The organism is Pinisolibacter aquiterrae, from assembly GCF_019160155.1.
Classification (GTDB): domain Bacteria; phylum Pseudomonadota; class Alphaproteobacteria; order Rhizobiales; family Ancalomicrobiaceae; genus Pinisolibacter; species Pinisolibacter aquiterrae.
Window position 1 is genome coordinate 425379 of record NZ_JAFNIH010000041.1, and the last position, 26520, is coordinate 451898.

Consider the following 26520-nt stretch of genomic DNA (forward strand, 5'->3'; position numbering starts at 1 on the left):
ATTCGAATGACCCTGGATGCGAGCGCCCGCGGCGTCTTCGTCATCGCCGTGACGCCGTTTCACGACGACGGCCGTCTCGATCTCGACGGCATCGACCGTCTGACCGACTTCTATCTCGAGCGCGGCGTGACCGGCCTCACCGTGCTCGGCATGATGGGCGAGGCGCCGAAGCTGACCGCCGCCGAGAGCGCCGCCGTCACCGAGCGCTTCCTGAAGCGCGTCGCCGGCCGCGTGCCCGTCGTCGTCGGCGTCTCCGCGCCCGGTTTCGCGGCGATGGGCGAGCTCTCCGCCCGCGTGATGGACATGGGCGCCGCCGGCGTGATGATCGCGCCGGTCGCCTCGCTGCGCTCCGACGATCAGATCGCCGGCTGGTACGCCGGCGCCGCCGCGACCGTCGGCGCGGCGACGCCCTTCGTCCTCCAGGACTACCCGCTGTCGACCGGCGTGCAGATCCCGCCCTCGGTGATCCGCCGCGTCGTCGAGGCGAACCCCAACTGCGTCATGCTCAAGCACGAGGATTGGCCGGGTCTCGCCAAGATCTCGGCGCTGCGCGCCTACGAGGCCGAGGGCACCATGCGCCACATCTCGATCCTCACCGGCAACGGTGGGCTCTTCCTCGATTTCGAGATGGCGCGCGGCGCCGACGGCGCCATGACCGGCTTCGCCTTCCCGGAGATGATGGTCGAGGTGGTCGCCGCCCATGCGCGTGGCGACGTCGAGCGCGCCCACGACGTCTTCGACGCCTATCTGCCGCTCGCCCGTTACGAGCAACAGCCCGGCCTCGGCCTCGCCGTCCGCAAATACGTACTGGCGAAGCGCGGCGCCATCGCCTCCGCCGCCCTGCGCGCGCCGGGCACCAAACTCACCCCCGCCGACGTCGCCGAGGTGGAACGCCTCCTCGCCCGTCAGACCACCCGCCTCGAGGAGATCGCCTGATGGATCTCGGACTGTCCTCCCGCCGCGCCCTGGTGATGGGCGCCAGCCGCGGCCTCGGCGCCGCCATCGCCGCCTCGCTCGCCCGCGAGGGCGCGACCGTCTTCGCCGCCGCCCGCTCGCTCGAGACGACGGCGGCCCATGTCGCCGAGCTTCCGCCGGAGATCGCCGCGCGCATCCGCCCGGTCGTGCTCGATCTCGCGGACCGCGCCTCGGTCGACGCCCTCGCCGACATGCTGCTCGCCGACGGCGGCGTCGACGTCGTCGTCGCCAATTCCGGCGGCCCCCCGGCCGGACCGATCGCCGCCGTCGCGCCCGAGGTCTGGGCGGCGCAGTTCCAGACCATGGCCGCGCACGTCTTCCATCTGACCGGACGCCTGCTGCCGCCGATGCGGTCGCGCGGCTTCGGCCGGGTGATCGCCGTCGTCTCCTCGGGTGTCGATCAGCCGATCCCCAATCTCGGCCTGTCGAACGCCATCCGCGCCTCCGTGGTCGGCTGGGCCAAGACGCTCGCCGGCGAGATCGCCGCCGACGGGGTCACCGTCAACTGCGTGCTGCCCGGCCGCATCCACACCGACCGCGTCGACCAGCTCGACGATCTCGCGGCGAGCCGCCAGGGCAAGAGCCGCGACGAGATCGCCGCCGCCTCGCGCGCCACGATCCCGATGGGTCGCTACGGCCGGCCGCAGGAATTCGCCGACGTGGTGACCTTCCTCGCCGGCGAGCCCGCCGCCTATGTCACCGGCGCGAAGATCCGCTGCGACGGCGGCATGATCCGCTCCGTCTGACGCCGTGCCGCGCCCACGAGGTTTCGATCTCTTCGAAACGTCGTGGGCGAAGGTGGGCCCGGACCGGGTCGGACCTTTCCGCGCCCGGCATCAGTGCGACAGGAGCAGCGGCAGGGTCGCGTGCTGCAACAGGTAGCGCGTTCCGGCGCCCGCGCCGGAGAAGGACGAGCCGATGTGATCGAAGGCGCCGACCACCAGGAGGTCGGCGGCATGATCGGCGGCCTCGTTGAGGAGCGTGTCCATCAGCCGGACCTCCTCGACCATCACCGTCCGCGACCGCCCGGCGATGCCGTGGGCGGCGAGACGCTCGAGCACCAGCGGCTCGAAGCCGGAGGTCTCCTCGCGCGGGCGCGCGACGTGCACCACCGAGGCCTCGGCGTCGGAAGCGATCAGGGGCAGCGCGTCGGAGAGCGCCCGTGCCGCGCTCGGCGCCGGATGCCAGGCGAAGAGCGGACGCCGTCCGACCTCGCGCGGCGCCCCGACCGGCGGCACCAGCAACACCGGCCGGCCGCTCTCGCGCAGGATTCGCTCGCAGAGATCGGCCGGCACGCGACCGCCCTTCTCCGGCCCGCCCAGCACGACGAGATCGAAATGCCGGGCGAGATCGGTCGCCCGCGCCAGGATCTCGTGCTCGCTCCCGCGATCGAGATCGACGAAACGGGCGGCATCGCCGAGGGGCGCGGCGCGCCGGGCGAAGTCGGTCGCCGCCGCCTCGACCGCGTCGAGATGCTCGCGGCTCGGCCAAGTGGCGACGACGCCGACGCGATGGGCCGGCGCGGTCTCGGCGAAGACGCCGGTGAGACGGGCGCCGAACCGGGTGGCGAGGGCGACCGCGAGATCGATGCGGTTCGCACGACGCGGGCCGGAGTCGAGATGGACGAGGAGGGTTGCGAACGACATGGGCTGATCCTTCCGTGGAGCTTCAATCGCCGCCGAGGTCGAGCCGGTTCGGCAGACGCTTTTCGATCGTGTGTTTGAGAAGCGCGGCGGCCCGGAAGAACCCGTGCGCGAACTTGCCGTAGGGCATCGTCAGGAACAGCGCCGTCACCGCGCCGAGGTGAAGCGCGAGCCACACCGGCATCGCCCGTGTCTCGCGCAGGACGAGCAGCGCCAGCCCGGTCAGGCTCACCGCCAGGAGCAGCGCGATGAAGCCGCGATCCATCGGCCGTTGCGCGGGATCGCCCTGCGCCGGATCGCGCCGCAGGTTGAGCCACAGGAGCCCCGCTGGCCCGATGACGAGACCGATTCCCCCGAGCGTGCCGAGGATCACCGGCAGGCTGGTCCAGGCATAGGGCGCCTCGAGACCGAGGAGGTAGTGATAGAGCGTGGCGACCGACGTCGACGCCAGACACAGAAGGAAGCCGTAGGCGGTCAGGTGGTGGAAATAGCGCCGCGCCGGGGTGAAGCGGTCGTCCTCCTCGTTGCAGCCCTCGCCGTGGCCGCCGCCGAGATGGCGCAGCGTCGCGACGTCGGTGACGGCCTCCACGACGGCGGGTCCGCGCGCGCGGGCGATCGCCGAGCGATCGTCGGCTTCCGCCCCGACGCTCGGCGAGACCCGCCGCCAGAACCGGCCGACGCCCATCGCCAGCGCGAACACCGCGGCGAGGAAGACCACGCCGAAGAAGCTCGCGAGAAAATCGTGTGGGAAGACCGCGTAGAAGTTCCCGTCGCCGCCTTCGTGGGTGAAGCCGCCGCCGATCGCCAGGACGAGCAGCAGGAAGAGCGCGAGCCCACCCGCCAAGGCCAGCGCGACGGTGAGGCCGGCGCGCGCGTAGAGCCGGCCGAAGGCGGGCGGCCAGGCATAGTCGCGATAGGTCGCGACCCGCACCTCGGCCATGGCGCGCGGCACGTTGACGCCGAAATCGTGCGGCGGCGCATATTGGCACGCGTGCAGACAGGCGCCGCAGTTGTGGCAGAGATTGGCGAGGTGATGGATCTCCGCCTTGTCGAAGGCGAGATGGCGGGTCATCGCCGGAAAGACGGCGCAATAGCCCTCGCAGTAGCGGCAGGCGTTGCAGATCTGCAGGACGCGGGCGACCTCGCTCTCGCTCGCCGTCAGGAACGGGGCGGCGGCGGCCTCGGCGATCGGATCAGTGGGCGACGGCAAGGGCGAGCTCCTCTTCGAATTCCGCATGACGACGCCCGACCGCCCGCGCCGCCGAGGCCCCGGCGATGCGCCCGAAGGCGGTACCGATGCTCATGCCGATGCCGGCGGTGTAGCCCTGGCCGAGCACGTTGCCGGCCATCATCTCGCCGGCGACGAACAGGTTGTCGCTCGGCCGATCGGCGAAGCGCACGGCGGCGGTCTCGTCGGTCTTCAGGCCGAGATAGGTGAAGGTGATGCCGGGCCGGAGCGGGTAGGCGAAGAAGGGCGGCTGATCGATCGGCAGCGCCCAATGGGTCTTGGCCGGCGCGAGCCCCTCGGTGCGGCAGTCGTCGAGCGTGGTGTGGTCGAAGGTGCCGGGCCGGCAGGCGGCGTTGTAGGCGCCGATCGTCGCGGTGAAGGCGCTAGCGTCGAGGCCGAGCGCGACGGCGAGCCCCTCGAGCGTGTCGGCACGGGTGCCCGGAAAGACCGGCGGCATGAAGCGGCCGACCGCCTTGCGGTCGATGATCGACCACGCGATCTGGCCGGGCTGGCCGGCGACCAGCCGCCCCCAGATGGCATAGCGCTTCGGCCAGAAGTCCTCGCCCTCGTCGTAGAAGCGCGCACCCTCGCGATTGACCACGACGCCCAGCGAGACGCAGTCGATGCGGGTGCAGATGCCGCCGTCGTAGAGGGGCGCGCGCGCGTCGATCGCGACACAATGGGCTTGGGTCGGATCGCCGACGGCGTCGACGCCGGCGTCGATCATGAACTTCAGCAGCGTTCCCTGATTGAAGCGGGTGCCGCGGATCAGGAAGTTCTCCGCCGGCCATTCGCCGCGCGCGTTGCGGCCCCAGGCCTCGCGCTGCCATTCGAGATTGGATTCGAACCCGCCGCAGGCGAGGACGCAGGTCTTCGCCGCGATCCGCTCGCCCGAGGCGGTGATCGCCGCCCGGAACCGGCCGCCGTCGAGTTCCAGCCGCTCCACCGGCGTCTCGTAGCGGATCTCGACGCCGAGCGCGGCGGCGCTGCGGTAATAGGCGTTCACCAGCGCCTTGCCGCCGCCCATGATGAAGGCGTTGGTGCGGGCGACGTGGAGCGCCCCGGAGAGCGGCGGTTGGAACCGGACGCCGTGCGCACGCATCCAGGTGCGGCAGCGCGAGGAATGGCGGATGACGAGGCGCGCCAGCGCCTCGTCGGTACGGCCGGCGGTGACCTTCTCCAGGTCGCGCCAATATTCCTCCTCGCCATAGGCTTCGATCAGAACGTCTTGAGGTGCATCGTGCATGCATCTCAAATTGCGCACGTGCATCGAATTGCCGCCGCGCCAGGCGCGCGGCGCCGCCTCGAGCAGCAGCACCGATGCGCCGGCCTCGCGCGCCGTCAGCGCGGCGCAGAGCGCGGCGTTGCCGCCGCCGATGACCAGAACGTCGGGTTCTCCGGTCGAAGTCATGAACGATCCCTCGTGGTGGGTCGCCGGCGCGCGAGCGGACGGCTCTGGAAATCGGCCCGCATCACGCCGCGCCCGCCGCCGCGCCGCGTCCGGCGAACCAGCCGAACACCAGCGCCGGTCCGAGCGTGATCCCGGGGCCGGGATAGGAGCCCTCCATGATCGAGGCCATGTCGTTGCCGCAGGCGAAGAGGCCGGGGATCGGCGCGCCGTCGGTTGACAGCACCCGGGCGCTCTCGTCGGTCGCGAGCCCCGAGGACATGCCGAGATCGGCCGGCCGCACCGCGACCGCGTAGAAGGGCGGCGTGGCGATCGGCGCCACGCAGGGGTTGGGGCGGTGGTCGGCGTCGCCGAGCGAGCGCTGATAGGCGTCGCCGCCGCGCCCGAAGGCGGGATCCTCGCCGTGGGCGGCATGATGGCCGAAGGTGGCGATCGTCTCGGCGAGTGCCGGACCGGGCACGCCGAGCTCGCGCGCCAGGGCCTCGACGCTGTCCGCGCGCTTCAGATAGCCGCTCGCGACCTCCGCCTCGAGCCGCCGGGTGAAGGGGCGGATCTTGCCGAGCCCGTAGGTCCACAGGAAGGCCGCGTCGCAGATCAGCCACGCCGGCACCGCCCGATCGGCCCGGGCGAGCTGGGCGCGGACGAAGGCGTGGTAGGAGACCGCCTCGTTGACGAAGCGCCGGCCGTCGGCGTCGATCGCGATCAGGCCCGGCTTGGCGCGGTCGGTGACCGTGTGCGGGAAGACCCCGGCGCTGCCGTCGGCGCGCGTGAAGGTCGAGGCCGGCACCCAGAAGGCCCCCGCCTCGGTCGGCGCCGACAGGGCCGCGCCGACCTCGGTCGCCAGACGCGCCCCGCGCGGCGCCGTGCCCGGCGCGACGGTCGCGGTCAGGTCGCCGGCGGCGGCGGGCACGTAGCGGCGGCGGAGGTCGCGGTCGTGCGAGATCCCGCCGGTCGCGAGGACGACCCCGCCGCGCGCGCCGATCACCCGCGTCCCCGTGGCCGACCGCGTCTCGACCCGGTCGACCCGCCCGTTCGCGTCGCGGCCGAGCCCGGCGACGGTGACCCCGGTGCGGATCGTCACGCCGAGATCGAGCGCCGACTTCAGGAGCCGCGCCACCAGCGCGTTGCCGAGATGGAGCGTGGTGCCGCGTCGCGCCGACAGACGCTCGTGGGCGTGGCGCAGCAGGAGCCGCGCGGTGTGGAACGCCGAGCGCAGCGAGCGCTTGGCGCGGCGCAGATGGGGAATGTCCTGCCGACAGATCATCATGCCGCCGAACAGGGTGAATTCGGGCAGGGGATCGCGCACCAGGGCGAAATTCGCGCCGAGGACGCGCGCGTCGAAGGCGACCGGCTCCAGCACCCGGCCGCCGAGCGTCGCGCCGGGGAGATCGGGCTGGTAGTCGGGATAGGTGAGCACCGGCTTCAGACGCAGCGAGGTCCGCGCCTCGAGCCAGCGCAGCGCCTCGTCGGCGTGAGCGAGGAAGGTCTCGAGCCGGCGGCGATCGGTGCCGGGAACGGTCGCGGCGAGATAGGTCCGCGCCGCCTCGATCGTGTCGGGCCGGCCCGCTTCCGCCGTCTTGTGGTTGGCGGGCAGCCAGACCATGCCGCCGGAGATCGCGGTGGTGCCCCCGACGACCTCGCCCTGTTCGAGGAGCAGCACGGAACGGCCCTCGGCGGCGGCGGCGCAGGCGGCGGTGAGCCCACCCGCGCCGGCCCCGACGACGACGACGTCCCAGATCTCCTCGGCCGCTGCCGGCGCCGTCGCGTTCATGCCAGCCCGCCGTTCGGTTGCACGATCTGACCGTCGATCCAGGAGGCGGCGTCGGAGGCGAGGAAGCGGACCACCTCGGCGATCTCCTCCGGCCGTCCGATCCGCCCGAGCGGGCTCATCGCGGCGCTGCGCTGCTTGGCCTCCTCGGTCTTGCCGGCGTTGAAGAGGTCGGTCTCGACCGGCCCCGGCGCGACCGCGTTGACGCGGACGCCACGGCCGGCGAGCTCCTTCGACATCGACCGCACGAGGCACTCGACCGCGCCCTTGGTCGCGGCATAGGGGCCGGTGCCGGGCACGGCATGGCGCACCAGCGAGGTCGTCACCGCGACGATCGCGCCGCCGTCGCGGACCCGCCGCGCGGCCTCGGCGAGAACGTTGAAGGCGCCGAACACGTTGACCTCCATCAGGAGGCGGAAATCCTCCGGATCGAAGGCGCCGACCGGCTTCGCCGGCACGTTGATGCCGGCGTTGGCGATCACCGCCTGCGGCGCCGTGCCGAAATCGGCCTCGGCCTTCGCGAAGACGCCCGCCACGGCGGCGGCGTCGCGGATGTCGACCTGATAGGCGCGGGCCTCGGCCCTGGGGCTCGGCGTTCCCGTGGTGGTGAAGCCGACCTGCCAGCCGGCGGCGGCGAAGGCGTCGACGCAGGCCGCGCCGATGCCGCGCGAGCCGCCGAAGACGAGGACGAGAGGGGAGGGGGGCGTCATGTGGGGATCCTCGACGATGTGTCGGATGTACGGGGGCGTTCGTTCGCAGTGGGGCGAGTGGGGGGAGCCTCGCCCCGTCTCGTCGGGGGACGGCGGGGATCACGACGGACCGGCGCGGGTCGCCGCGATCGTCGCCTCGATGCCGGCCTGCAGGTCGTAACGGGGGCGATAGCCGAGTTCGGTCTCGGCGCGGCGGATGTCGAGCGCGCCCTTGACGGCGCTGAGGATCGCCCCGCCGAGACGGTGCGGACCCTCGGTGCCGACGGTGATCCGCGCGCCGGGGATGGCGCGAACGACCGCCTCGGCGGTGTCGCGCAGCGTCGGGGCGACGCCGGTCGCGACGTTGTAGGTGTCGAAACGGTGCTCGGCCTTGTCGAGCGCCAGCAGCACGCCGGCGACGGTGTCGGCGATGTAGACCTGATCGACCGCGAAATCGCCGCCGGTCGGCTCATGCAGTGCCGCCCCGGCGAGCGCCGCCTCGATGAAGGTGCGCGGCATGCGCAGGCGCGGCAGATGGGGTCCGTAGACCCAGCAGGTGCGCACGTTGATGCATTCGAGCCCGTGGTTGCGGGAATAGACCCGCCCGTAGTGCTCGGCCGCGAGCTTGGTCAGGCCGTAGACGCTGAGCGGCTTCTGCGGGTGATCCTCGTCGATGACCGGAGCGAGGAAGTCGCCGTAGGTCTCCTCCGTGGAGACGTGGATCACGCGCTTCACGCCGGTCGACCGCATCGCCTCGAAGAGGTTGATCGACCCCTCGACGTTGACCCGCAGCGCCGCCAGCGGAACGTCCGCCGCCTGCACCACGCCGACGATCGCGGCGGCATGGATCACCGCGTCGGGCGCATGGGTCTCGAAGAGCCGCAGCACGCGCGGCCATTCGCCGAGATCGGCGATTTCGGGGATCAGTCGCGGCTCGCCCGCCGCCCGCGCGGCCACGGCCGGCGGCACGACGAGATCGACCGCCACGACCGTGTCGCCGCGCGCCAGCAGCGCCTCGACGATGGCGCGGCCGAGCCAGCCGCAGGCGCCGGTGACCAGGATCTTCTTGGGCATGTCGAGCCTCACCGGGGTTGCGGTTCTTCGTCGGTCGGCGGGCTGGTGATCACCAGGAACACCAGCGGATCGTTGCCGGTGCAGTGGAACTCGTGCGCCACGCCGGGCGGGATGAAGGTGACGTCGTCGGCGCGCACCAGCCGGCGCTCGCCGTCGACGATCAGGAGGCCCTGGCCGGAGAGCACGTGATAGATCTGCTCCTGGACCGCGTGCACGTGCGCCTCGACATGGGCGCCCGGCTCGTAGGAGGAGATGCGGTGGTCGAAGAAGCGGCTGCCGACGGTCGCCGGCGTCACGATCGCCTTCGACAGGGCCTGATTGAAATGGCCCGGATACTGGATCCACATCAGCTCGCCGAGATTGCGGGTCGCGGCGTATTTCTTCTCCGCCGCGTCGGCGAAGGCGTCGATCGGAGGGGATATGAGGGTCATCGTCAGTCTCCTGAGGGAAAGCCGGGCAGACCTGCGAGCAGGTGCCGTTGATCGTATTCGGCGACGAAACCAAGGCGCGTCGCGGCCGGGGTGAGGTCGTAGAGGGGGGCGAACGGGTTCTCCGCCCAGATCTCCGGCGCGCGGATCTCGACCGCGTCGCCATGCAGACGCCGCAGCCGGTCGAGCGTCGGTTCGGGCGAGAGCGTCACCCGGGCCGAGAGGTAGAAGCGCTCGAAGTCGCCCGGCGCCATGTCGAGTTCGAGGGCGAGGCGGAAGGCGCGGGCGAGATCGCGCGGATCGATGTGGTGGTGGAGCGGGCCGCCGCCGGCGACCGAGGGGCCGCCGACCATCGGACCGCGATAGCCCTCGGGGTCCTTCGCCCGGGCGACGATCTCGCCGGCCATCTCCGGATAGGCGACGAAGACCGTCCGGAGCGCCACCACCGACTGACCGCGCAGCGCCCAGGCCTGCGCCAGATCCTCGCCCATCACCTTGGAGACCGCATAGGGGTCGGTCGCCATCAGCGGGTGGTCGAGATCGACCGGCGCGTAGCGCGGCGGCAGCATCCGCCCCTCGCGCACGGTGTAGCCGGCGACGGAATCGCTCGAGCAGAACACCATCCGCCCGACGCCCGCCGCCTCCGCCGCCTCGAACACGATGTGGGTGCCGAGCAGGTTGACGCGCATGATCGCACGTCCGTCGCCGGACCAGATGTTCGGCACGGCGGCGATGTGGAACACCGCGTCGACGCCGGCGACGGCGGTCGCGACGAGATCGGGGTCGGTGACGTCGCCGACGTACCAGTCGATCGCCTCCTCGGCGGAGCGCCGGTCGAGGCCGCGCACGGCATGGCCGTGGGCGAGGAGATCGCGGACGACGTGACGCCCGAGGAGGCCGGCGGCGCCGGTGACGAGGATCGTGCTCATGCGGCCGTCTCCGCCGTCGAGGGGGCAAATCCGAGCGATCGCAGGGCGCGGAGGCTGTCGGCGATCGCGGTTTCGGGATCGGGGTCGATGATCTCGAGCGTCAACGGGCCGTCGAAGCCGGCCGCCGCGACCGCGCCGACGAAATCGGCGACCGGCACGTCGCCGAGCCCGAGCCGGTCGTGCCGCCACACCCGCCGCGTCGTGTCGGAGAGATGGACGACCCGCAGGAGATCGGCGAGACGCGCCGTCTCGGCGACGAGATCCTCGCCGATGAAATGGGCGTTGGCCGCATCCCAGCAGACGCCGACCCGCGGCGAGGCGAAGCCGCGCACGAAGGCCTCGAGCGAGGCCGCGTCGGGAAAGGCCGCGAAGGGCACGTTCTCGATCGCGAGCCCGACGCCGCGCGCCTCGGCGAGCGGCAGCAGCGCCTCGAGGCTCGCCGTCATCCAGCCGGTACGGAGGTCGACCGGCGGCGGGAACAGCGGGTTCATCCGCCCGGGCACGACGACGACCCAGGGCGCGCCGAGGTCGGCGGCGAGGCCGATCGCCCGGTCGAACATGGCGACCGAGGCGGCGCGCACCCCGTCGAGCGGGCTCGCCAGATTGTGGTCGAGGCTCGGCATGTTGACCGAGGTGATCGTCGCGCCCGCCGCCTCGACCACCGACCGCAGCTCGCGCCGGGCCGCAGGCGAAAGCCCGTCGAGCGGCAGGTGGGGCGGATGGATCATCGCCTCGAAACGGCGGTGTCCGAGTTCGGTCAGACGCCGCAGACAGTCGAGGATCGGCGTCGACCAGATCCAGCCGTAGGTGTTGACGGCGATCTCGCGCATGATCAGGCGCTCCTCGTGCGGGCCGGCTCGTCGGCGGCATGGACGATGCCGAGAAGACGTTCCTGCAGGGCCTGATCGGCGGCGAGTTCGCAGGCGCCGCCGCCGTAGGCGACGCGGCCGTTGACCAGCACATAGGCGCGGTCGGCCATGGCCAGCACGCTCTCGGCGTGATGCTCGACGATCACCAGACTGGCGCGCGTGGTGAGCTTGGCGACCGCCGTCCGCACCTCCTGCACGACGGCCGGGGCGAGACCCTCGAAGGGTTCGTCGAGCAGGATCAGCCGGCTCGGCACCACCAACGCGCGGGCGATCGCCACCATCTGCCGCTCGCCGCCCGAGAGATGCTCGCCGAGCGAACGCAGGCGCTGGGAGACGCGCGGGAAGAGATCGTAGATCTCCTCGAGCGTCGCCCCGCCGGGACGCGACGCGAGCTTCAGGTTCTCCATCACCGTGAGGTTCGGGAAGAGCCGCCGTCCTTCCGGCACCAGCGAGATGCCGAGCCGGTTGATCGCGTCGGGACGCAGGCGGGTGATGTCGACGCCGTCGAAGGTGATCCGCCCGGTCGCCGCCGGCAGCACGCCGGTGATGGTGCGCAGCGCCGTCGTCTTGCCGACGCCGTTGCGCCCGAGGAGCGCGACCACTTCGCCGGAGTGGACGACGAGGTCGAGCCCGTCCAGCACCGTACCGCCGCCGTAGCCGGCGCCGACACCGGAGATCTCGAGCAACGGTGCGCCGACCGGCCGCTCGCGCGGCGTGGCGAGACGAATGCGTTCGGCCGGCGCGACCGGCGCCGCGCCGTGGGCGGTGCCGAGATAGGCCGAGACGACCTCCGGGTTGCGGGCGACCTCGGCGGGTTTGCCGTCGGCGATCAGCCGTCCCTGATGCAGCACGGTGATGCGGTCCGACATGGCGAGCACCCGGTCGATGTCGTGTTCGATCAGGAACACCGAATGGGTCCGCGCCAGCCGCGAGATGAGGTCGCCGACGATCTTGCGATCGCTCTCGGCGAGACCCGCCAGCGGCTCGTCGAGCAACAGGAGCTTCGCCCGCGTCGCCAGCGACACCGCGATCTCGAGCAGACGCTTCTCGCCGTGGGAGAGCGCCGAGCAGATCTCGCCGGCGCGATCGGCGAGGCCGACGGCGTCGAGCAGCGACCACACCCGCAGGTTCGCCGCCTCGTCGGCATGGGCGTCGTGCCACAGGCCGAACCACCGGCGATCCGCCGCCTGAACCGCGATGCGGGCGTTCTCGAAGGCGGTGAGATTGGGGAAGACGCTGAGGATCTGGAACGAGCGGGCCATGCCGAGACGGGCGCGGCGGTGGGGCGGGAGATCGACGATCGAGCGTCCCTCGAACTCGATCGTGCCGGCATCCGGGCGCAGCACGCCCGTCAGCAGATTGAAGAAGGTCGTCTTGCCGGCGCCGTTCGGGCCGATCAGGCTGTGCAGCCCGGTCCGTCCGACCTCGAGCGAAATGTCGCTCTGGGTGACGATCGAACCGAAGCTCTTGGAGAGATTGCGGATCGAGAGGATCGGCCGGCTCGGATCGCCGGCCTCGTCCTGCGCCGCCGTCACGTGGGCCGGGATCGCGGCGGGACGCGCGGGAATGCCCCAGCGGGTCAGGGTCCGCCGGTCGCGGCCGATCAGGCGCTGGAAGAGGCCTTGGACGCCTTCGTGGGAGAGCAGCGCGAAGGCGATGATGATCGGCGCGAAGAACAGCCACCAGTTCTCGGTCACCGCGCTCAGCCGGTCCTCGAGCACGATGAAGATCATCGCGCCCCAGAGCGGGCCGAGGAAATGATGGACGCCGCCGAGCGCGGCCATCAAGACGGGGTCGCCGGCATGTTCCCAATTGAGATTGTTGGCATAGACGCCCTGGAGGAGCAGGCTCATCAGCCCGCCCGCCACGCCGATCGCGCCACCGGCGATCATCACCGCGACCAGCTTGGTGCGATAGGTGTCGTAACCGAGGCTCGCCACGCGCTGTTCGTTGTCGCGCAGCGCCTGCATGACCCGCCCGAGCGGCGCATGAGCGACCCGCCACAGACCCCACAGAACCGCGAAGACGACGACCAGCGTGAAGACGTGGAACGCCGCCGCCGACGGAAACAGCGGCCGCTCGACGTTCTGCAGACCGTTCTCGCCGCCGGTCACCGCCGTCCATTTGAAGGCGATCTCGAAGGCGATCTGCGAGCAGGCGAGCGTCAGCAGCGAGAAATAGAGGCCACGTCGGCGCAGGATCACCGCGCCGACGACGAGCGCCAGGAACACCGAGAAGACGGTGGCGATCACCACCGAGACGATCTCGTTGCCGCCGGAGACCATGCCGCCGAGGATCGCGACCGCATAGCTGGCGCAGCCGAAGAAGAAGGACGCGCCGAAGGGCACGAGGCCGAGATAGCCGATCAGGAAGTTCACCCCGGCGCCGTAGAGCGCGTAGATCGCGATCTGCGTGACCCGTTGGATCGGCATGCCGATGGCGAGCGCCACGCTCGAGGCGGCGACGAGCACCACCGTGGCGACCACGATCGGGTGGGACCACAGGCGTTTGATCTTCGTAGAGAGGGTCGTCATTCGAAACGCTCCCAGCGCTCGCCGAACAGGCCGCGCGGACGCAGCAACATGATTGCGAACATCAGCACGTACATGGAGGCGGCGGCCGCCTCGGGTTTGAACTGGATGGTCAACGAGATCACCACGCCGACCGCGAGACCGGCGACGACCGCGCCGCGGAACGAGCCGAGACCGCCGATCGCCACCACCACGAAGGCGGGCATCACGGCGTTGGCCGACATCGACGGCGACACCGCCCACAAGGGCGCCGCCAGCACGCCCGCCGTCGCCGCCAGCGCGCAACCGAGACCGAAGGCGGCGGTCAGCACGCGCGGCAGGTTGATGCCGAGCAACTCGACCATCTCCGGATCGCGGCTGCCCGCCCGCAGGATGCGGCCGTAGGGCGTCCAGGCGAGGAAGGCCCACAGACCCAGGAGCGTCGCGATCGTCGCCCCGAGCACGGCCACCCGGTACTTGGTGATGAGCAGCGGTCCGAATTCGACGATGCCGGAGAAGATCGCCGGCGCGTTGAACGGTTTGCCGTCGGCGCCCCAGGTGAAACGGATGATCGCCTCGATCAGCAGCGCCAGCGCGAAGGTGACGATCAGGCTGAGCAGCGGCTCCTTGCCGTAGAGGCGGCGGACGATCGTCGCCTCCACCGCCATCCCCACCAGTCCGACCAGCGGCGGCGCGAAGATCACCGCCGCCCAGCCGAACCAGTGGAACAACTGCCAGGCGAAATAGGCGCCGAGGGCGAAGAATGCCCCGTGCGCGAAGTTGATGACGCCGAGCAGGCCGAAGGTGATCGACAAGCCGACGGCGATCAGGACATAGACGAACCCCAGGACGAGTCCGTTCGCGATTTGCGATACGATCATGTCGATCATGGTCGAGTTCCACCGACAGGAGGGATGTCGAGCGCGGGCGGGAGCGATCCGGTCGCGGACCCCGCCCACACTCGATCTGGACGTCGCGGACGACGGCTCAGAGCGCCGGCATCGAGCAGCCGATCTCGTCCTTGGTGCCGAACGCCTTCTCGGTGTCGGCGGCGGTGTCGGAGGTGTTCTTCAGGAAGTCGAAGAAGTCCCACTTGTCGGTGATGGTCCTCTTGACCTGAACGATCACCGCCGGGCGGACCATCTGATGGTCCCAGGAGCGGAAGTAGAACGGGAAGCTGCCTTCCGTGTTCTTCCAGGTCTCGAGCGCCGTCACGATGTCCGCCGACTTGGTCGACTTGGCCGCCTCGATCGATTCCAGCAGCGCCCGCATGCCGATCCAGCCCGACCACGCCTTGTCCGACGGCGGCGCGCCGTATTTGGCGACGAAGTCCGCGGTCATCTTCTTTTCGGCGGGGGTGTTGTTCGGGTTGTTGTAGTACCAGGGCTTGATGAAGATGCCGGTCGAGGCCTGCGGGCCGACGTCCCAGAAGTCGGTGTCGGTCACCGCGACGGCGGCATAGGGGATCTTGCCCTTCATGCCCATCTCGTTCCACTGCTTCAGGAAGTTCGAGAAGTCGCCGCCGACGAGACCGCCGATCACCGCGTCGGGCTTGGCCTGCCGGATCTTGAGGATGTAGGAGGAATAGTCGGCGGTGTTGACCGGCACCTCGTCGACGCCGGCCTCGGTGCCGCCGATCGCCGGCAGCATCCCGCGCGCCGAGCGTAGGATGTCCTGGCCGAAGGCGTAGGACGGGGTGATGAAGTAGATCTTCTTGCCGAGTTCGGCGACGTAGGGCATCAGGCCGGCGATCTGCACCGGCACCGTCGCCTGGGTGCGGAACGTGTAGCGGCTGCACTCCTTGCCGGTGATCTCGCGGGCCGCCGCGCCGGTCAGGATCAGCGGGATCTTCTCGCGATTGGCGACGCTCATCATGGCGAGCGCCGAGGAGGAGTAGTTGCCGCCGACCACCGCGACGACCTTGTTCTCGTCGATCAGGCGCTGCATGTTCTGCTGCGAGACCTGGGGATTGGGTTCGTCGAGCCACACCAGTTCGATCGGCCGACCGAGCACCTTGCCGCCGGCCTGTTCGACCGCGAGGGCGCTGCCGCGCTGGAGAAACTCGCCGATCGCCGCGCCGGGGCCCTGCTTGGAATAGATCAGGCCGATGCGGATCGGGCCGGTCTCCTCGGCCGCCACGGCGGAGGCCCAACCGATCGTCGCCATCGTGGCGGCGCCGGTCACGAGGCGCAGGAAGGAACGTTTGTCACGCTGGATTCCGATCATGGCGTAGTCCTCCGTCGGGTTCTTGTCGTTGTTTTCAGTCGATGCGATGCGGCTTGCCGAAGGTCGGCTCGTTGAAGGGGATCGGCGGCAGCGACCAGGTTCCGGTCGATGGCGGGCGCACGTCGGCGTCGACGTGCAGATCGATCACGCAGGGACGGCGGTTGCGCAGCGCGGCCTCGACCGCGCCGGCGAGGTCCTCGCTGCGGGTGACGGTGACGCCGTCGGCGCCGCAGGCCCGCGCCCAGGCGGCGAAGTCGGGGTTGTAGCGTTCGCCGCCCGGACCCTGATTGCCCTTGTAGAAGGCGGTGCCGATCTCACGGCCCTCGAAGAGCCCGTATTGGAGATCGCGGATCGCGCCCCAGGCGAAGTTGTTCCAGACGATCCAGATGCAGGGCAGGTCGTATTCGACCGCGGTCGCGACGACATGAGGAGCCATCATGAAGCCGCCGTCGCCGACGACCGCCACGCAGGGGCGATTCGGGGCGGCGAGCTGCGCGCCGAGAACGCCGCAGACGCCGAAGCCCATCGACGAATAGCCCCAGCTGTTGAGCATGCTCTGCGCCCGCTTCGGCTTCCAGAACTGCATGAACCAGTTGTGGTGGACGCCGGAATCGAGCGACAGGATCACGTCGTCGGGCAGCACCTCCTGGAGCACGCCGACCACCCATTCCGGCCGGATCGGCGTGGTGATCGCCGAGAAGTTCGGGCGAATGTAGGCCTCCCACTCCGCCCGCCAGCCGGCGACCTCCGCCCGCCATTCGGCGAAGCGCTCGGCGGTGACGTCGGCGCGCTTCGAGAGCGCCTCGGCGAGTTGGCCGGCGAAGGTCTTGGCGTCGGCGACGATGCCGAGCGTCGGGGGATAGTTGCGGCCGAGCTCGGCCGGGTCGATGTCGACCTGGAGCAGCGCGGTCGCGGGGAAGTTCCACGAATAGCCGGGATGCCAGCTCGACGACGAACGGTCGTCGAAACGGGTGCCGATACAGATCACCAGATCGGCGAAACGGCCGGCCTGATTGGCGGGATAGGCGCCGTTGCGGCCGATGAAGCCGAGCGTCAGCGGGTCGTCGGCGGGAACCAGCCCCATGCCGTTCGGCGAGGTGATGACCGGAATGCCCCAGCGGCTCTGGAGCGCGGTGATCTCGGGGCCCGCCTCCGACAGGGTGGTGCCGTGGCCGACGAAGAAGACCGGCCGCTTCGCCTTGGCGATCAGGGCGACCGCGGCGGCGAGATCGTCGGCGTTGGCACTCGGTCGATGGGTGCCGTGACGGTGCGAAGGGGCGGGCGTCGAGACCTCGGCCTCTTCCTGGAAGACGTTGTAGGGGATGTCGAGATTGACCGGCCCCGGCCGCCCGGTCACCATCGTGTCGAAGGCCTGACGCAGGGCGAGCGGCAACATCTCGACCCGGCTCGGCTGGAACGACCGCTTGACCACCGGCCGCAGCACCTGGGCGAAATCGGCCTGATTGTGGGCGTAGAGTTCCTGGAACGGCCCACGATTGGCCTGGGAGGTCGGCACGTTGGCGGTGATCGCCAGGAAGGCCGAGGAATCCGACAGCGCGGTGACGAGCGGCATCACGATGTTGGCCGAGCCGGGCCCGGTCGAGGTGAGCGTCGCGACCGGGCTGTGCTTCACGCGGAAATAGGCGTCCGCCATGTGGCCGGCGCATTGTTCGTGGCGCGGCGAGATCAGCCGCACGCGGTCGCGGACGGCATGGAGCGCATCGAGGATGCCCACGTTGCCGTGCCCGCACACGCCGAAGACGAACGGCACCTTCTGTTCGACCAGGTACTCGGCGATGACCTCGCCACCCTTCATTCTGCTCATGACGTCCGTCTCCAACTCATCCCGCCTCACGCGATGATGGTGATCATGCGTTCCTCACTCATTTCGCGAACGGCGTAGCGCGGACCCTCGCGGCCGAAGCCGCTGTCCTTGGAGCCACCGTAGGGCATGAGATCGACGCGCGAACTCGGGGTGTCGTTGATGTGCACGCCGCCGACCTCGAGCCGGCGGGCCGCGCGGAAGGCGGCGTCGAGGCGCATGGTGAAGAGCCCGGTCGCGAGCCCGTAGGGGGTCGCGTTGACCCGGTCGATCGCCTCCTCGAGCCGGTCGAAGGGCGCGATGCACAGAACCGGGCCGAACACCTCGCGGCAGCCGAGCGGCGTGCCCGGCGCCACGTCGGCGAGCAGGGTCGGAGCGACGACCGAGCCGTCGCGGCCTCCCCCGGCCAGCAGGCGCGCGCCCGCGCGGACCGCCTCGTCGATCCAGCTCTCGATCCGTCGTGCCGCCTCTTCGCTGATCACCGGGCCAACCACCGTCTCCTCGGCCCCCGGATCTCCGTGAGGCAGTGCCGCGACCAACGTCGCGAGACGCCGCTCGACATCTTCGACCAGAGAACGATGCACGAGAAGCACCTGGATGGAGGTGCAGACCTGTCCTGCCTTGCGATAGCTGGCGTTGACGACCTTCGGCAGGGCGACGTCGAGGTCGGCGTCGTCGGCGAGGATGCAATGGGCGATCGAGCCCAGTTCCATCTGGGTGCGGCGCAGCCCGGCGGCATTCTGAATGAGACGGCCGACCTCGGTGCTCCCCGTGAAGGCGAAGAAGCGCACGCTCGGCTCGTCGAGCAGCCAGCGCGCCACCTCGCCGTCACCGTGCAGCACCGAGATCATCGCCGGCGGCAGGCCCGCCTCGAGCAGGCATTCGGCCATGACGCAGGCGCTCATCGGCGTGTGCAGCGACGGCTTGACGATCACCGCGTTGCCGGCGGCGAGCGCCGGCCCGACCTTGTGCGCCACCGTGTTGAGCGGCGCGTTGAAGGGCGTGATCGCGCAGATCGTGCCGAGCGGCACCCGGAGCGTGAAGCCGAGCCGGCCGTTCTGCCCGGCCGCCCCCTCGAGCGGCACGAGTTCTCCGGCGAAGCGGCGCGCCTCCTCGGCGGAGAGGCGGAAGGTCACGACGCAGCGCTGGATCTCGCCGGCGGCGTCGCGGCGGGTGAAGCCCGCCTCCCGGGTCAGAAGCTCCACGAGTTCGCCGGTGCGCGCCTCGAGGAGATCGGCGGTCCGGTCGAGGATGACGCCGCGCTCGTAGGGGCCGAGCCGGTCGTCCCGGAAGGCGGCATCGCTCGCCGCGACCGCTTGCGCCACCTGTTCGCGCGAGGGCAGATGCGTCCGCATGAAGGGGTGGAGGCGGTACTTGTCGGGAACCTCGACGGTGCTCGCCCCGTCGGTCCACACGCCGCCGATCAGGAGTCGGCAGACGAGACCTTCCTCGAGCGGCGAGCTCTGCGCGACCATCTGCGCCATTCCGATCGCCTCCCTGGCGGCTGTTTGTCTCTGCCTCCTCTTTAGGGGGGATTTGACATAAGGAAAAATATCGAATGAGACTGATCGTCATAAGGCTGGCATATGGCCCGCCACGAGCGAGGGTCTCGTCATGGATCTGCGCCAACTGCGCTACTTCGCCCAGATCGTCGAGAGCGGCAGCCTGTCGAAGGCCTCGCGCTGCCTCTTCGTCGCGCAGCCGGCACTCAGCCAGCAGATCGCCAAGCTCGAGGACGAGGTCGGCAAACCCTTGCTGAACCGCTCCTCGAAGGGCGTGACGCCGACCGAGAACGGTCTCGCGCTCTATCATCACGCCCGCTTCATGCTGCGCCAGCTCGATCAGGCCCTGTCGATCGCCCGCCAGGAGGAGGGCGAGATCCAGGGCATGGTCTCGGTCGGCCTGCCCGCCACCACGGTCCTGGCGATCGGCCTTCCGCTGATGAAGCGGATCCGCGAGAAATATCCGGGCATCCTTCTCAACGTCGTCGAGGGGATGAGTGGGCACATCGCCCACATGATGCGTCTCGGGCAGCTCGATCTGGCGATCCTCTTCACCAACGACGTGTCGTCGCAACTCGATTCGATCCCCCTTCTCGAGGAGGAGTTGTTCGTCCTCTTCCCGACCGGCAGCGCCTATCTGCCGCCCGACCGGACCGAGATCACCATCGCCGAAGTCGCCGAGATCCCGTTGATCCTGCCGACCAATTCGCACGGTCTGCGCCGGCGAGTCGTCGCCGAGTTCGATCGGCGCATGCTGAGCCCGCTCATCGTCGCGGAGATCGATTCCCTGTCGCTCCTCATGAGCTGCGTCTTCGACGGCATGGGCGCGACCATCAAGCCGATGTCGGCGCTTCAACTGGAGAGCGAGCGCGGCCGGGACTGGCGGGCCCTCAGGATCGCCGACGCCACCATCACGCGGCGGAACTACCTCTATTCGATCGCCCCGAGCCTGATGTCGCCGGCCGCCCTCTCGGTCGCCCGCGAGATCCGCGAGACCGCCGCCGCCCTCGTCGCCGACGGGCGCTGGCAGGGCGTCTGGCCGATCTGATCCGGCGCGCGCGCTCGCGGCGGTATCCCGGCACCGCTGAAAAAAGCGGGCTCCGTCGATCGCCCCGGACGCGGCGCGCCGAGTGATCGCCTCGACGATCTCCGTCGATCGCCTCGTTCGAGCGAAGAGGGCGCGCCGGAAGACACGGGCCCATTCCGACGATCTCTCTCGTTCCCCGGGTTCGTCTTCGCCGCCGTCGACATGACGCAAGGGAAGTATTGGCCGAATTCAAGGAAAGCCATTTCAGTGTAACTAATATTTCTATGGAATCGATTTTTTCTTGGCTATCCCGAATTCCGACCTACCGGAGGTCGCGACTTCTTGTAGAATGGCCGCAGAGCCACCTCTTTTGGGTTGGGATGACGCGCGTGACCGATCTGCCGACTCTCGAACCGACCGACGTCGAGGTCTCGACGAAACCCTCCGAAACGGACGTCCGCGCGCCTGCGCGGGCGCGGATCCTCGCCGCCGTCTCCCGGTCGCCCGGGGGGCAGCCGATCACCGAAGCCCTGCCGCTCGAGCTCACCTTCCCGGTCGCCAGCTACCGCGAGCTCGAGGTGCGGATGGACGTGGAGGAGCGGATCCTCTGGTATTTCATGAAGCCGCGCGGCGCCCCGAGCTACACGCCCGCGCTTCTGGCCGAACTGAGCGAGCTGCGCGGCAACATCCAGAAGCTGTGCCGGCGCAATCTCGAGGCTCCGCCGATCCGCTGGCTCGTCAACGGATCGCGGATGCCGCACATCTTCAATCTCGGCGGCGATCTCGGCCTCTTCGCCGACCACATCCGTCGTGGCGATCGCGAGGGCCTCAGGCGCTACGCCTACGACTGCATCGACCTCGTCTACACCTCGTCGATCAGTTTCGGCATGCCGATCCTGTTGATCTCGCTGGTCCAGGGCGACGCGCTCGGCGGCGGCTTCGAGGCGGCGATGGCCTCCGACGTGATCATCGCCGAGAAGAGCGCCAAGTTCGGCCTGCCCGAGATCCTGTTCAATCTCTTCCCGGGCATGGGCGCCTACAGCTTCCTGTCGCGGCGCCTCGACCCGGTGCGCGCCGAGCGGATGATCATGAGCGGCCGCATCTACACCGCCGCCGAACTGCACGAGATGGGCCTCGTCGATCTCGTCGTCGAGGACGGCACCGGCGAGGCGGCGGTGCGCGACTACATCGCCCGCAACGCCCGGCGTCACGCGATCCACCGCACGCTGCGCGAGGTCGGCCGCCGAGTCCATCCCGTGCCCTACGAGGAGCTGCGCGAGATCACCGACCTCTGGGTCGACGCGGCGATGAAGCTCGAGGACGCCGATCTCCGGCGCATCGACCGCCTGTGCGGCGCTCAGGCGCGGCGCTTCGCTGCCGGCTCGTCCGACGACCGTTCCTCCGATCCGCTCGCCGGCCCGTCGCGCTGAGCGATGGCGGCGCGCACCTCGGAGAATTCCCGCTCGAGGTCGCGCAGATGGCGCTCGCCCTCGACCGCCAGTTCGCGCGCGTCGATCTCGCGCCAGTCGAGGCACATGCGATAGACCCGCAGCGCGCCGACGTTGGCCGCGCCGCTGCGCAAGGCATGCGCATGGTTGCGGAAGGCGGTGACGTCCTCGTTCGCCACCGCCGCGCCGAGCGCGCGGAGCGCGCGAGCCGCCTCGTCGGTGAAGGTCGCGATCAACTCGTCGACGAAGGCGCTGCCGCCGAGCGCCTCGAGGTCGGCGAGCTTGCCGTCGTCCATCGCCGGCGTCGTCGTCTCGGCTTCGGCCCCGGCCGGCCCGGTCGCGGCCTCCGTCGCGTCGTCGTCCGGCAGGCTTCGCGGCGCGGCATCGCCGACCAGGGTCTCGATCGCCGCGATCAGTTCGGCCGGCTCGATCGGCTTGGTCAGGCAGGCGGCCATGCCCGCCTCCTTGCAGCGGCTCTCGGCTTCCGCCGTCGCGTCCGCGGTGAGCGCGACGATCGGCACCGCGCGGGTGCCGAGGGCGGCGAAGCGATAGAACTTGGTCGCCTCGATGCCGTTCATCACGGGCATGTTGACGTCCATCAGAACGAGATCGTAGGCGACGGCGAGCATGCGCTCGACCGCGGCCTCGCCGTCGCCGACCGTCTCGACGCGATGCCCGGCCCGTTCCAGGATCTTGCCGATCACCATCTGGTTCGACTTGTTGTCGTCGGCGACCAGGATCGACAGGCGGCGCTTGACGACGATCGGGGCGCGTTCCGCGCCGTCGCGGTCACAGCCGAGCGAGGCGACGAGGGCGACCGTCTCGATCGCCGGCCGGCGCGCCGGATCCATCTCGGTGGTGTAGAGCCGCCGCAGCGGCGCCGCCAGCGACGCGTCGACCGCCTCGCGGCACACGAGGACGAGGCAGGGCTCGTCCGGCGTCGCGTCGGCGAGCAACGCCTCGGCGATCGCGTCGAGTTCGCCCGGCGCGTCGTCCGCGTCGACCAGCACGATCGGCCGGCGGGATCCGCCCCGCACGAGATCGGCGACGTGAGCGCGCGCTTCGGCGACGTCGCGGCCGTGGAGGAGGGGGGCGTCGAGCCCGTCGACGCGCTCGCCCAGGCGCGACAAGAGGACCATCGGCGGCATCGGCACCGCCTCGGCGGCGGTGGTCGCCGCGCCGACCGGGAAACGGAACGAGAAGGTGCTGCCGGCGCCGGGCGTGCTGACCACGCCGATCTCGCCGCCGTGCAGATCGACCAGTTGCTTGACGATCGCCAGCCCCAGCCCGGTGCCGCCGAAACGGTCGATGATCGTGCCGTCGGCCTGGGTGAAGCTCTCGAAGATCCGCGCCTGCGATTCCGGCGCGATGCCGATGCCGGTGTCGGTGACGGCGACGGCGAGGCGCGGCCCGTCCTCGCCCGGTTCGACGTCGACCTGGATGAGGACCAGCCCGGACGAGGTGAACTTCACCGCGTTGCCGGCGAGATTGATCAGGATCTCCTCGAGATGGCGGCGGTCGGTGACGATCCGGCGCGGTGCGCGGGCGTCGATGTGGAGCGCCACCCGGAGCCCCTTGCTGCGCGCCATGACGCCGACGATGTCGCGCACCTGCCGCAACACGAGCGCCAGATCGACCTCTTCGGCCTTCGCCTCGACCTTGCCGGCCTCGATCCGCGAGAAGTCGAGCAGCGCGTTGATCAGCGTCAGCAGCGACCGCCCGGAACGGCCGATCGTGTCGATCATCTCGCGGTCTTCGCCGGTCCGATGGGATCCGGCGAGGAGGTCGCTCAGCCCGATGATGGCGTTGAGCGGGGTCCGCAGTTCGTGGCTGATGCTGGCCAGGAACAGGCTCTTGGCGCGGCTCGCCTCCTCCGCCTGACGCTTGGCCTCCGACAGTTTGCGGATCAGCACGGCGGTATAGGCCGGGATCACCACCAGCGCGCCGAGGAGGCCGGCGGCGAGCGGGATCTGCGACTGCCAGAACGGCGTCGTCACCACCACGATCGAGAACCCGACCACCGCCGCCGCCGCCGCGAGCGCCAGATATCGCACGCCGAAGCGGAAGCCGTTGCCGAGCACCGCCCAGAAATAGATCAGGAACAGCGCCGATCCCGCCTGACCGCTGAGGTGGAGGCCGTAGGAGAAGATGCCGATGTCCGAGACGATGCCGACGATCCGGCGCGGATGCGAGATCCCCGGCACGCACAGGATGTGGATGAAGAGGCCGGCCGCCATCAGCTCGAAGGTGAGGAAGGGCAGCGCCGCCGCGTCCAACGCCGCCGCCGCCGCGACCGAACCGCCTTCGCGCGCGATCAGGAGATAGATCAGGATCGCCGAGGAGAGCAGAAGCCGGTTGAAGGTCAGCTCGTGCTCGCTGTCCGGCCGACGCCGGAGCTTGGCCGCGACCCGACCGAGCCCGAGGCGACGCAGCAGCGTCGGCATGCGCGCGCTCGAGATCATAGGCTCTCTCTCACCGGAGGAAGCCGATGGCTCTGCGCGAGGGCGAAGCCGACGAACCGTTCGGCCGGCATCGCCCGGCCGTAGAGATGTCCTTGAACCTCGTCGCAGCCGGCCGCGCGCAGGAACTCCGCCTGCCGTTCCGTCTCCACGCCCTCGGCCGTGACCGTGAGCTCGAGGGAGTGCCCGAGATTGATGATCGCCCGCACGATCGCCGCGTCGCTCGGATCGTCCGACATGTTGCGCACGAAGCACTGATCGATCTTCAGCCGGTCGACCGGGAACTTCTTGACGTAGTTCAGCGACGAATAGCCCGTGCCGAAATCGTCGATCGAGATGCTGACGCCGAGCCGGTGGATCTGCTTGAGATGGTCGATCACCGCCTCGGTGTCGCTCATCACGATGTTCTCGGTGATCTCGAGATCGAGGCAGTGCGGGTCGAGGCCGGTGTCGGCGAGCGCCTTGACCACCAGCAGTGGCACGTTCAGGCGGCGGAACTGGATCGGCGACAGATTGACCGCGATGCGCATCCCCTCGAGCCCGCGCCGATGCCAGGACTTCGCCTCCCGGCAGGCCTCGCGCAGGACCCATTCGTTGATCGGCACGATCAGCCCGTTCTCCTCGGCGCGCGCCAGAAACTCGCCGGGCGAGAGGAGCCCGCGTTCAGGGTGGTTCCAGCGCAGCAGCGCCTCCGCGCCGACCACGCGGCCGGTGCCGAACTCGAGCTGCGGCTGATAGTGGAGAACGAACTGCTCGTGGGCGATCGCGTCGCGCAATTCGCCGTCGAGAAGCAGCGCGTGACGATGGCGCCGGTCCATGTCGGAGACATAGAGGCAGAACTGGTTACCGCCCTCGGATTTCGCGCGATACATCGCCAGATCGGCGTTCTTGAGGAGCTCGGTCGCGTCCTCGCCGTCGCCGGGATGGAAGGTGATGCCGACGCTGGCCCCCGAGGCGAGACGGCGTCCGGCGACGACATAGGGTTCGCCGATCGTCTCGACCATGCGCGTCGCCAGATCGGTCGCGTCCGCCTCGCGCGTCACGCCGGTCTGCAGCACCGCGAATTCGTCGCCGCCGACGCGCGCCACCGTGTCTTCCGGGCCGACCACCCCGCGCAGCCGCCGCGCCACCTCGATCAGGAAGCGATCGCCGGCGGCATGGCCGAGCAGGTCGTTGACGCTCTTGAACTCGTCGAGATCGACCAGATGGAGCGCGAAGGGACGATCGCCGCGGCGGGCCCGGGCGACCTCGCGCCGCAGCCGGTCCGACAGCAGCACCCGATTGGGCAGATCCGTCAGCGGGTCGTGATGGGCGAGATGGGTGAGATGCGCCTCGGCCTGTTTGCGCTCGGTGATGTCGAGCGAACTGGTGAGGACCGCCACCACCACGTCGTTGCCGTCGCGCAGCGGCGACTTGGTGGTCAGGAAGACGTGCCGCTTCCCCGAAACGGCGACGAGTTCCTCCTCGAAACTCGCGAGCGCCTGGCCGGTCTCGAACACTTTGCGATCGAGGCCACGGTTGCGGGTCGGGCTGCCGCGACCGTTGAGGAGGTCGAGCGACAGGCCGACCACCGCCGTCGGATCCTTGCCGACGAACCGGCCGAGAAAGGCGTTGGCGAAGAGGATGCGTCCCTCGGCATCCGACGCGCTGACCATCGCCGGAATGGTGTCGATGACCTGCGCGAGCCGCTCGGTCGAATCCCGCAGCACCGCCTCGCGCGACTGTTCGCTGGAGGCGAGTTCCTTCGCCAGCGTCCGCGCCCGGCATTCGAGCAGCAACTGCTGCTTGCGCAGCTTGAGGAGGTTGCGCGCGCGGGTGACGAATTCCTGATGGTTGACCGGGCTCTGGAGAAAATCGGTGGCGCCCGCCTCGAGCGCCTGCATGCGGAAGTCGCGTTCCTCGTAGACGGTGATGACGATGATCGGGATCTCGACGAACTCGGGCCGCTCGCGGAAGGCGCGAATGAATTCGGCGCCGTTCATGTAGGGCATCTTGTAGTCGGTGACGATCAGGTCGGGGGTTTCTCCGTCCTTCAGCCATTCGAACGCCGCCCGGGGATCGGCGAACGAGCGCACGGTCACGCCGGCCTCGATCGAAGCGGCGAGCTTCTCGAAGATCCGGCGGTTCGTCACTTGATCGTCCAGAATCACGATCAGCGGCATGGTCCACTCCGATGACGAGCGGCGATCGGATCCGCTCCACGTGCACACGGTGGACTTTCGGGCCCCGAGACGAGCGTCGAGGGATCGCATACGCCGATTTCCACATGTGGAACTCTATGTCGCTCGTCTTAACAACCGGCAAAGAACGACGATGTCCGGCGAATTCGAAAGACGAATCTCCGGAAGGGGCGCAAGTCTTCGTTCCCGAGTTTCACGATGTCGGAAACTCTCGCAATAAGTGTGAAATATAAGAAAGGCATCCGAGCGGCGACGTCTTCGCGGCGGGCGTGTCCCGCGAGGTCGACGGCTCGCGCCGGTCGTCGCGGTCGTCGACGTCCCGTCAGGCCGGCGTC

Annotated in this window: 20 protein-coding genes; 4 read left to right on the top strand and 16 right to left on the bottom strand. The window is 69.9% G+C overall.

Annotation, left to right across the window (positions count from 1 at the left end; all coding sequences use genetic code 11):
• Positions 1 to 6: 6 nt before the first annotated feature.
• On the top strand, positions 7 to 936 hold the full coding sequence (locus J3S89_RS17485; RefSeq protein WP_217929107.1) for a dihydrodipicolinate synthase family protein: 930 nt from the start codon (positions 7 to 9) through the stop codon (positions 934 to 936).
• Positions 936 to 1721 (top strand): SDR family oxidoreductase, encoded by a 786-nt coding sequence (locus tag J3S89_RS17490; protein ID WP_217929109.1) that lies wholly within the window; start codon positions 936 to 938, stop codon positions 1719 to 1721. The genes J3S89_RS17485 and J3S89_RS17490 overlap by 1 nt, the downstream gene beginning before the upstream one ends.
• A gap of 90 nt (positions 1722 to 1811) precedes the next feature.
• Here J3S89_RS17490 and J3S89_RS17495 read toward each other — a convergent pair whose 3' ends face one another.
• The 14 genes from J3S89_RS17495 to J3S89_RS17560 form a co-directional block, all read right to left on the bottom strand.
• Positions 1812 to 2621, bottom strand: a complete 810-nt coding sequence (locus tag J3S89_RS17495; protein WP_217929111.1) for a universal stress protein — start codon at positions 2619 to 2621, stop codon at positions 1812 to 1814.
• A gap of 22 nt (positions 2622 to 2643) precedes the next feature.
• Complete coding sequence (tcuB, locus tag J3S89_RS17500; RefSeq protein ID WP_274383255.1) at positions 2644 to 3828, bottom strand: tricarballylate utilization 4Fe-4S protein TcuB; 1185 nt, start codon at positions 3826 to 3828, stop codon at positions 2644 to 2646.
• Positions 3812 to 5257: an FAD-dependent tricarballylate dehydrogenase TcuA gene (tcuA, locus tag J3S89_RS17505; protein WP_217929115.1), complete on the bottom strand. Its 1446-nt coding sequence runs from the start codon at positions 5255 to 5257 to the stop codon at positions 3812 to 3814. The genes tcuB and tcuA overlap by 17 nt, the downstream gene beginning before the upstream one ends.
• 61 nt (positions 5258 to 5318) lie before the next feature.
• Positions 5319 to 7025 carry an FAD-dependent oxidoreductase gene (locus J3S89_RS17510; RefSeq protein WP_217929116.1) on the bottom strand — a complete coding sequence of 569 codons (1707 nt, stop codon included), beginning with the start codon at positions 7023 to 7025 and terminating at the stop codon, positions 5319 to 5321.
• Positions 7022 to 7732: an SDR family oxidoreductase gene (locus J3S89_RS17515; protein WP_217929117.1), complete on the bottom strand. Its 711-nt coding sequence runs from the start codon at positions 7730 to 7732 to the stop codon at positions 7022 to 7024. Before J3S89_RS17515 ends, J3S89_RS17510 begins: the two co-directional genes overlap by 4 nt.
• Before the next feature lie 99 nt (positions 7733 to 7831).
• Complete coding sequence (locus J3S89_RS17520; RefSeq protein WP_217929118.1) at positions 7832 to 8785, bottom strand: NAD-dependent epimerase/dehydratase family protein; 954 nt, start codon at positions 8783 to 8785, stop codon at positions 7832 to 7834.
• An 8-nt stretch (positions 8786 to 8793) separates the two neighbouring features.
• Positions 8794 to 9216 carry a cupin domain-containing protein gene (locus tag J3S89_RS17525; RefSeq protein ID WP_217929119.1) on the bottom strand — a complete coding sequence of 141 codons (423 nt, stop codon included), beginning with the start codon at positions 9214 to 9216 and terminating at the stop codon, positions 8794 to 8796.
• 2 nt (positions 9217 to 9218) lie between these two features.
• Positions 9219 to 10142 carry an NAD-dependent epimerase/dehydratase family protein gene (locus tag J3S89_RS17530; protein ID WP_217929120.1) on the bottom strand — a complete coding sequence of 308 codons (924 nt, stop codon included), beginning with the start codon at positions 10140 to 10142 and terminating at the stop codon, positions 9219 to 9221.
• Entirely contained in the window at positions 10139 to 10972 is an 834-nt protein-coding gene (locus J3S89_RS17535) for a sugar phosphate isomerase/epimerase family protein (RefSeq protein WP_230489167.1), read from the bottom strand. The genes J3S89_RS17530 and J3S89_RS17535 overlap by 4 nt, the downstream gene beginning before the upstream one ends.
• A gap of 2 nt (positions 10973 to 10974) precedes the next feature.
• Complete coding sequence (locus tag J3S89_RS17540; RefSeq protein WP_217929121.1) at positions 10975 to 13545, bottom strand: branched-chain amino acid ABC transporter ATP-binding protein/permease; 2571 nt, start codon at positions 13543 to 13545, stop codon at positions 10975 to 10977.
• Complete coding sequence (locus tag J3S89_RS17545; RefSeq protein ID WP_238483858.1) at positions 13542 to 14402, bottom strand: branched-chain amino acid ABC transporter permease; 861 nt, start codon at positions 14400 to 14402, stop codon at positions 13542 to 13544. The genes J3S89_RS17540 and J3S89_RS17545 overlap by 4 nt, the downstream gene beginning before the upstream one ends.
• Before the next feature lie 106 nt (positions 14403 to 14508).
• Positions 14509 to 15747, bottom strand: a complete 1239-nt coding sequence (locus J3S89_RS17550) for an ABC transporter substrate-binding protein (protein WP_217929123.1) — start codon at positions 15745 to 15747, stop codon at positions 14509 to 14511.
• A gap of 34 nt (positions 15748 to 15781) precedes the next feature.
• Positions 15782 to 17572 carry a thiamine pyrophosphate-binding protein gene (locus J3S89_RS17555; protein ID WP_217929124.1) on the bottom strand — a complete coding sequence of 597 codons (1791 nt, stop codon included), beginning with the start codon at positions 17570 to 17572 and terminating at the stop codon, positions 15782 to 15784.
• A 26-nt stretch (positions 17573 to 17598) separates the two neighbouring features.
• Positions 17599 to 19053: an aldehyde dehydrogenase family protein gene (locus J3S89_RS17560; RefSeq protein WP_217929125.1), complete on the bottom strand. Its 1455-nt coding sequence runs from the start codon at positions 19051 to 19053 to the stop codon at positions 17599 to 17601.
• Positions 19054 to 19183: 130 nt separating this feature from the next.
• Between J3S89_RS17560 and J3S89_RS17565 the strand changes: the two genes are divergently transcribed.
• Both J3S89_RS17565 and J3S89_RS17570 read left to right on the top strand, forming a co-directional pair.
• Positions 19184 to 20119 (top strand): LysR substrate-binding domain-containing protein, encoded by a 936-nt coding sequence (locus J3S89_RS17565; protein ID WP_217929126.1) that lies wholly within the window; start codon positions 19184 to 19186, stop codon positions 20117 to 20119.
• Positions 20120 to 20487: 368 nt separating this feature from the next.
• Entirely contained in the window at positions 20488 to 21528 is a 1041-nt protein-coding gene (locus J3S89_RS17570) for a crotonase/enoyl-CoA hydratase family protein (RefSeq protein ID WP_338019810.1), read from the top strand.
• Here J3S89_RS17570 and J3S89_RS17575 read toward each other — a convergent pair.
• A complete protein-coding gene (locus J3S89_RS17575; protein ID WP_217929128.1) occupies positions 21456 to 23990 on the bottom strand; it encodes an ATP-binding protein in 2535 nt (844 codons plus the stop codon). The two genes, J3S89_RS17570 and J3S89_RS17575, sit on opposite strands and share 73 nt — an antisense overlap.
• A gap of 14 nt (positions 23991 to 24004) precedes the next feature.
• The gene (locus J3S89_RS17580) at positions 24005 to 26167 is read right to left on the bottom strand and encodes a GGDEF/EAL domain-containing response regulator (RefSeq protein ID WP_217929129.1); all 2163 of its coding nucleotides are present in this window, start codon (positions 26165 to 26167) and stop codon (positions 24005 to 24007) included.
• Between the last annotated feature and the right edge of the window lie 353 nt (positions 26168 to 26520).

Bases quoted from the DNA above. Each gene is read 5' to 3' on its own strand.
- J3S89_RS17485 (WP_217929107.1), top strand. From the start codon at position 7: ATGACCCTGGATGCGAGCGCCCGCGGCGTCTTCGTCATCGCCGTGACG.
- J3S89_RS17490 (WP_217929109.1), top strand. From the start codon at position 936: ATGGATCTCGGACTGTCCTCCCGCCGCGCCCTGGTGATGGGCGCCAGC.
- J3S89_RS17495 (WP_217929111.1), bottom strand. From the start codon at position 2,621: ATGTCGTTCGCAACCCTCCTCGTCCATCTCGACTCCGGCCCGCGTCGT.
- tcuA (WP_217929115.1), bottom strand. From the start codon at position 5,257: ATGACTTCGACCGGAGAACCCGACGTTCTGGTCATCGGCGGCGGCAAC.
- J3S89_RS17510 (WP_217929116.1), bottom strand. From the start codon at position 7,025: ATGAACGCGACGGCGCCGGCAGCGGCCGAGGAGATCTGGGACGTCGTC.
- J3S89_RS17515 (WP_217929117.1), bottom strand. From the start codon at position 7,732: ATGACGCCCCCCTCCCCTCTCGTCCTCGTCTTCGGCGGCTCGCGCGGC.
- J3S89_RS17520 (WP_217929118.1), bottom strand. From the start codon at position 8,785: ATGCCCAAGAAGATCCTGGTCACCGGCGCCTGCGGCTGGCTCGGCCGC.
- J3S89_RS17525 (WP_217929119.1), bottom strand. From the start codon at position 9,216: ATGACCCTCATATCCCCTCCGATCGACGCCTTCGCCGACGCGGCGGAG.
- J3S89_RS17530 (WP_217929120.1), bottom strand. From the start codon at position 10,142: ATGAGCACGATCCTCGTCACCGGCGCCGCCGGCCTCCTCGGGCGTCAC.
- J3S89_RS17535 (WP_230489167.1), bottom strand. From the start codon at position 10,972: ATGCGCGAGATCGCCGTCAACACCTACGGCTGGATCTGGTCGACGCCG.
- J3S89_RS17540 (WP_217929121.1), bottom strand. From the start codon at position 13,545: ATGACGACCCTCTCTACGAAGATCAAACGCCTGTGGTCCCACCCGATC.
- J3S89_RS17545 (WP_238483858.1), bottom strand. From the start codon at position 14,402: ATGATCGTATCGCAAATCGCGAACGGACTCGTCCTGGGGTTCGTCTAT.
- J3S89_RS17550 (WP_217929123.1), bottom strand. From the start codon at position 15,747: ATGATCGGAATCCAGCGTGACAAACGTTCCTTCCTGCGCCTCGTGACC.
- J3S89_RS17555 (WP_217929124.1), bottom strand. From the start codon at position 17,572: ATGAGCAGAATGAAGGGTGGCGAGGTCATCGCCGAGTACCTGGTCGAA.
- J3S89_RS17560 (WP_217929125.1), bottom strand. From the start codon at position 19,053: ATGGCGCAGATGGTCGCGCAGAGCTCGCCGCTCGAGGAAGGTCTCGTC.
- J3S89_RS17565 (WP_217929126.1), top strand. From the start codon at position 19,184: ATGGATCTGCGCCAACTGCGCTACTTCGCCCAGATCGTCGAGAGCGGC.
- J3S89_RS17575 (WP_217929128.1), bottom strand. From the start codon at position 23,990: ATGCCGACGCTGCTGCGTCGCCTCGGGCTCGGTCGGGTCGCGGCCAAG.
- J3S89_RS17580 (WP_217929129.1), bottom strand. From the start codon at position 26,167: ATGCCGCTGATCGTGATTCTGGACGATCAAGTGACGAACCGCCGGATC.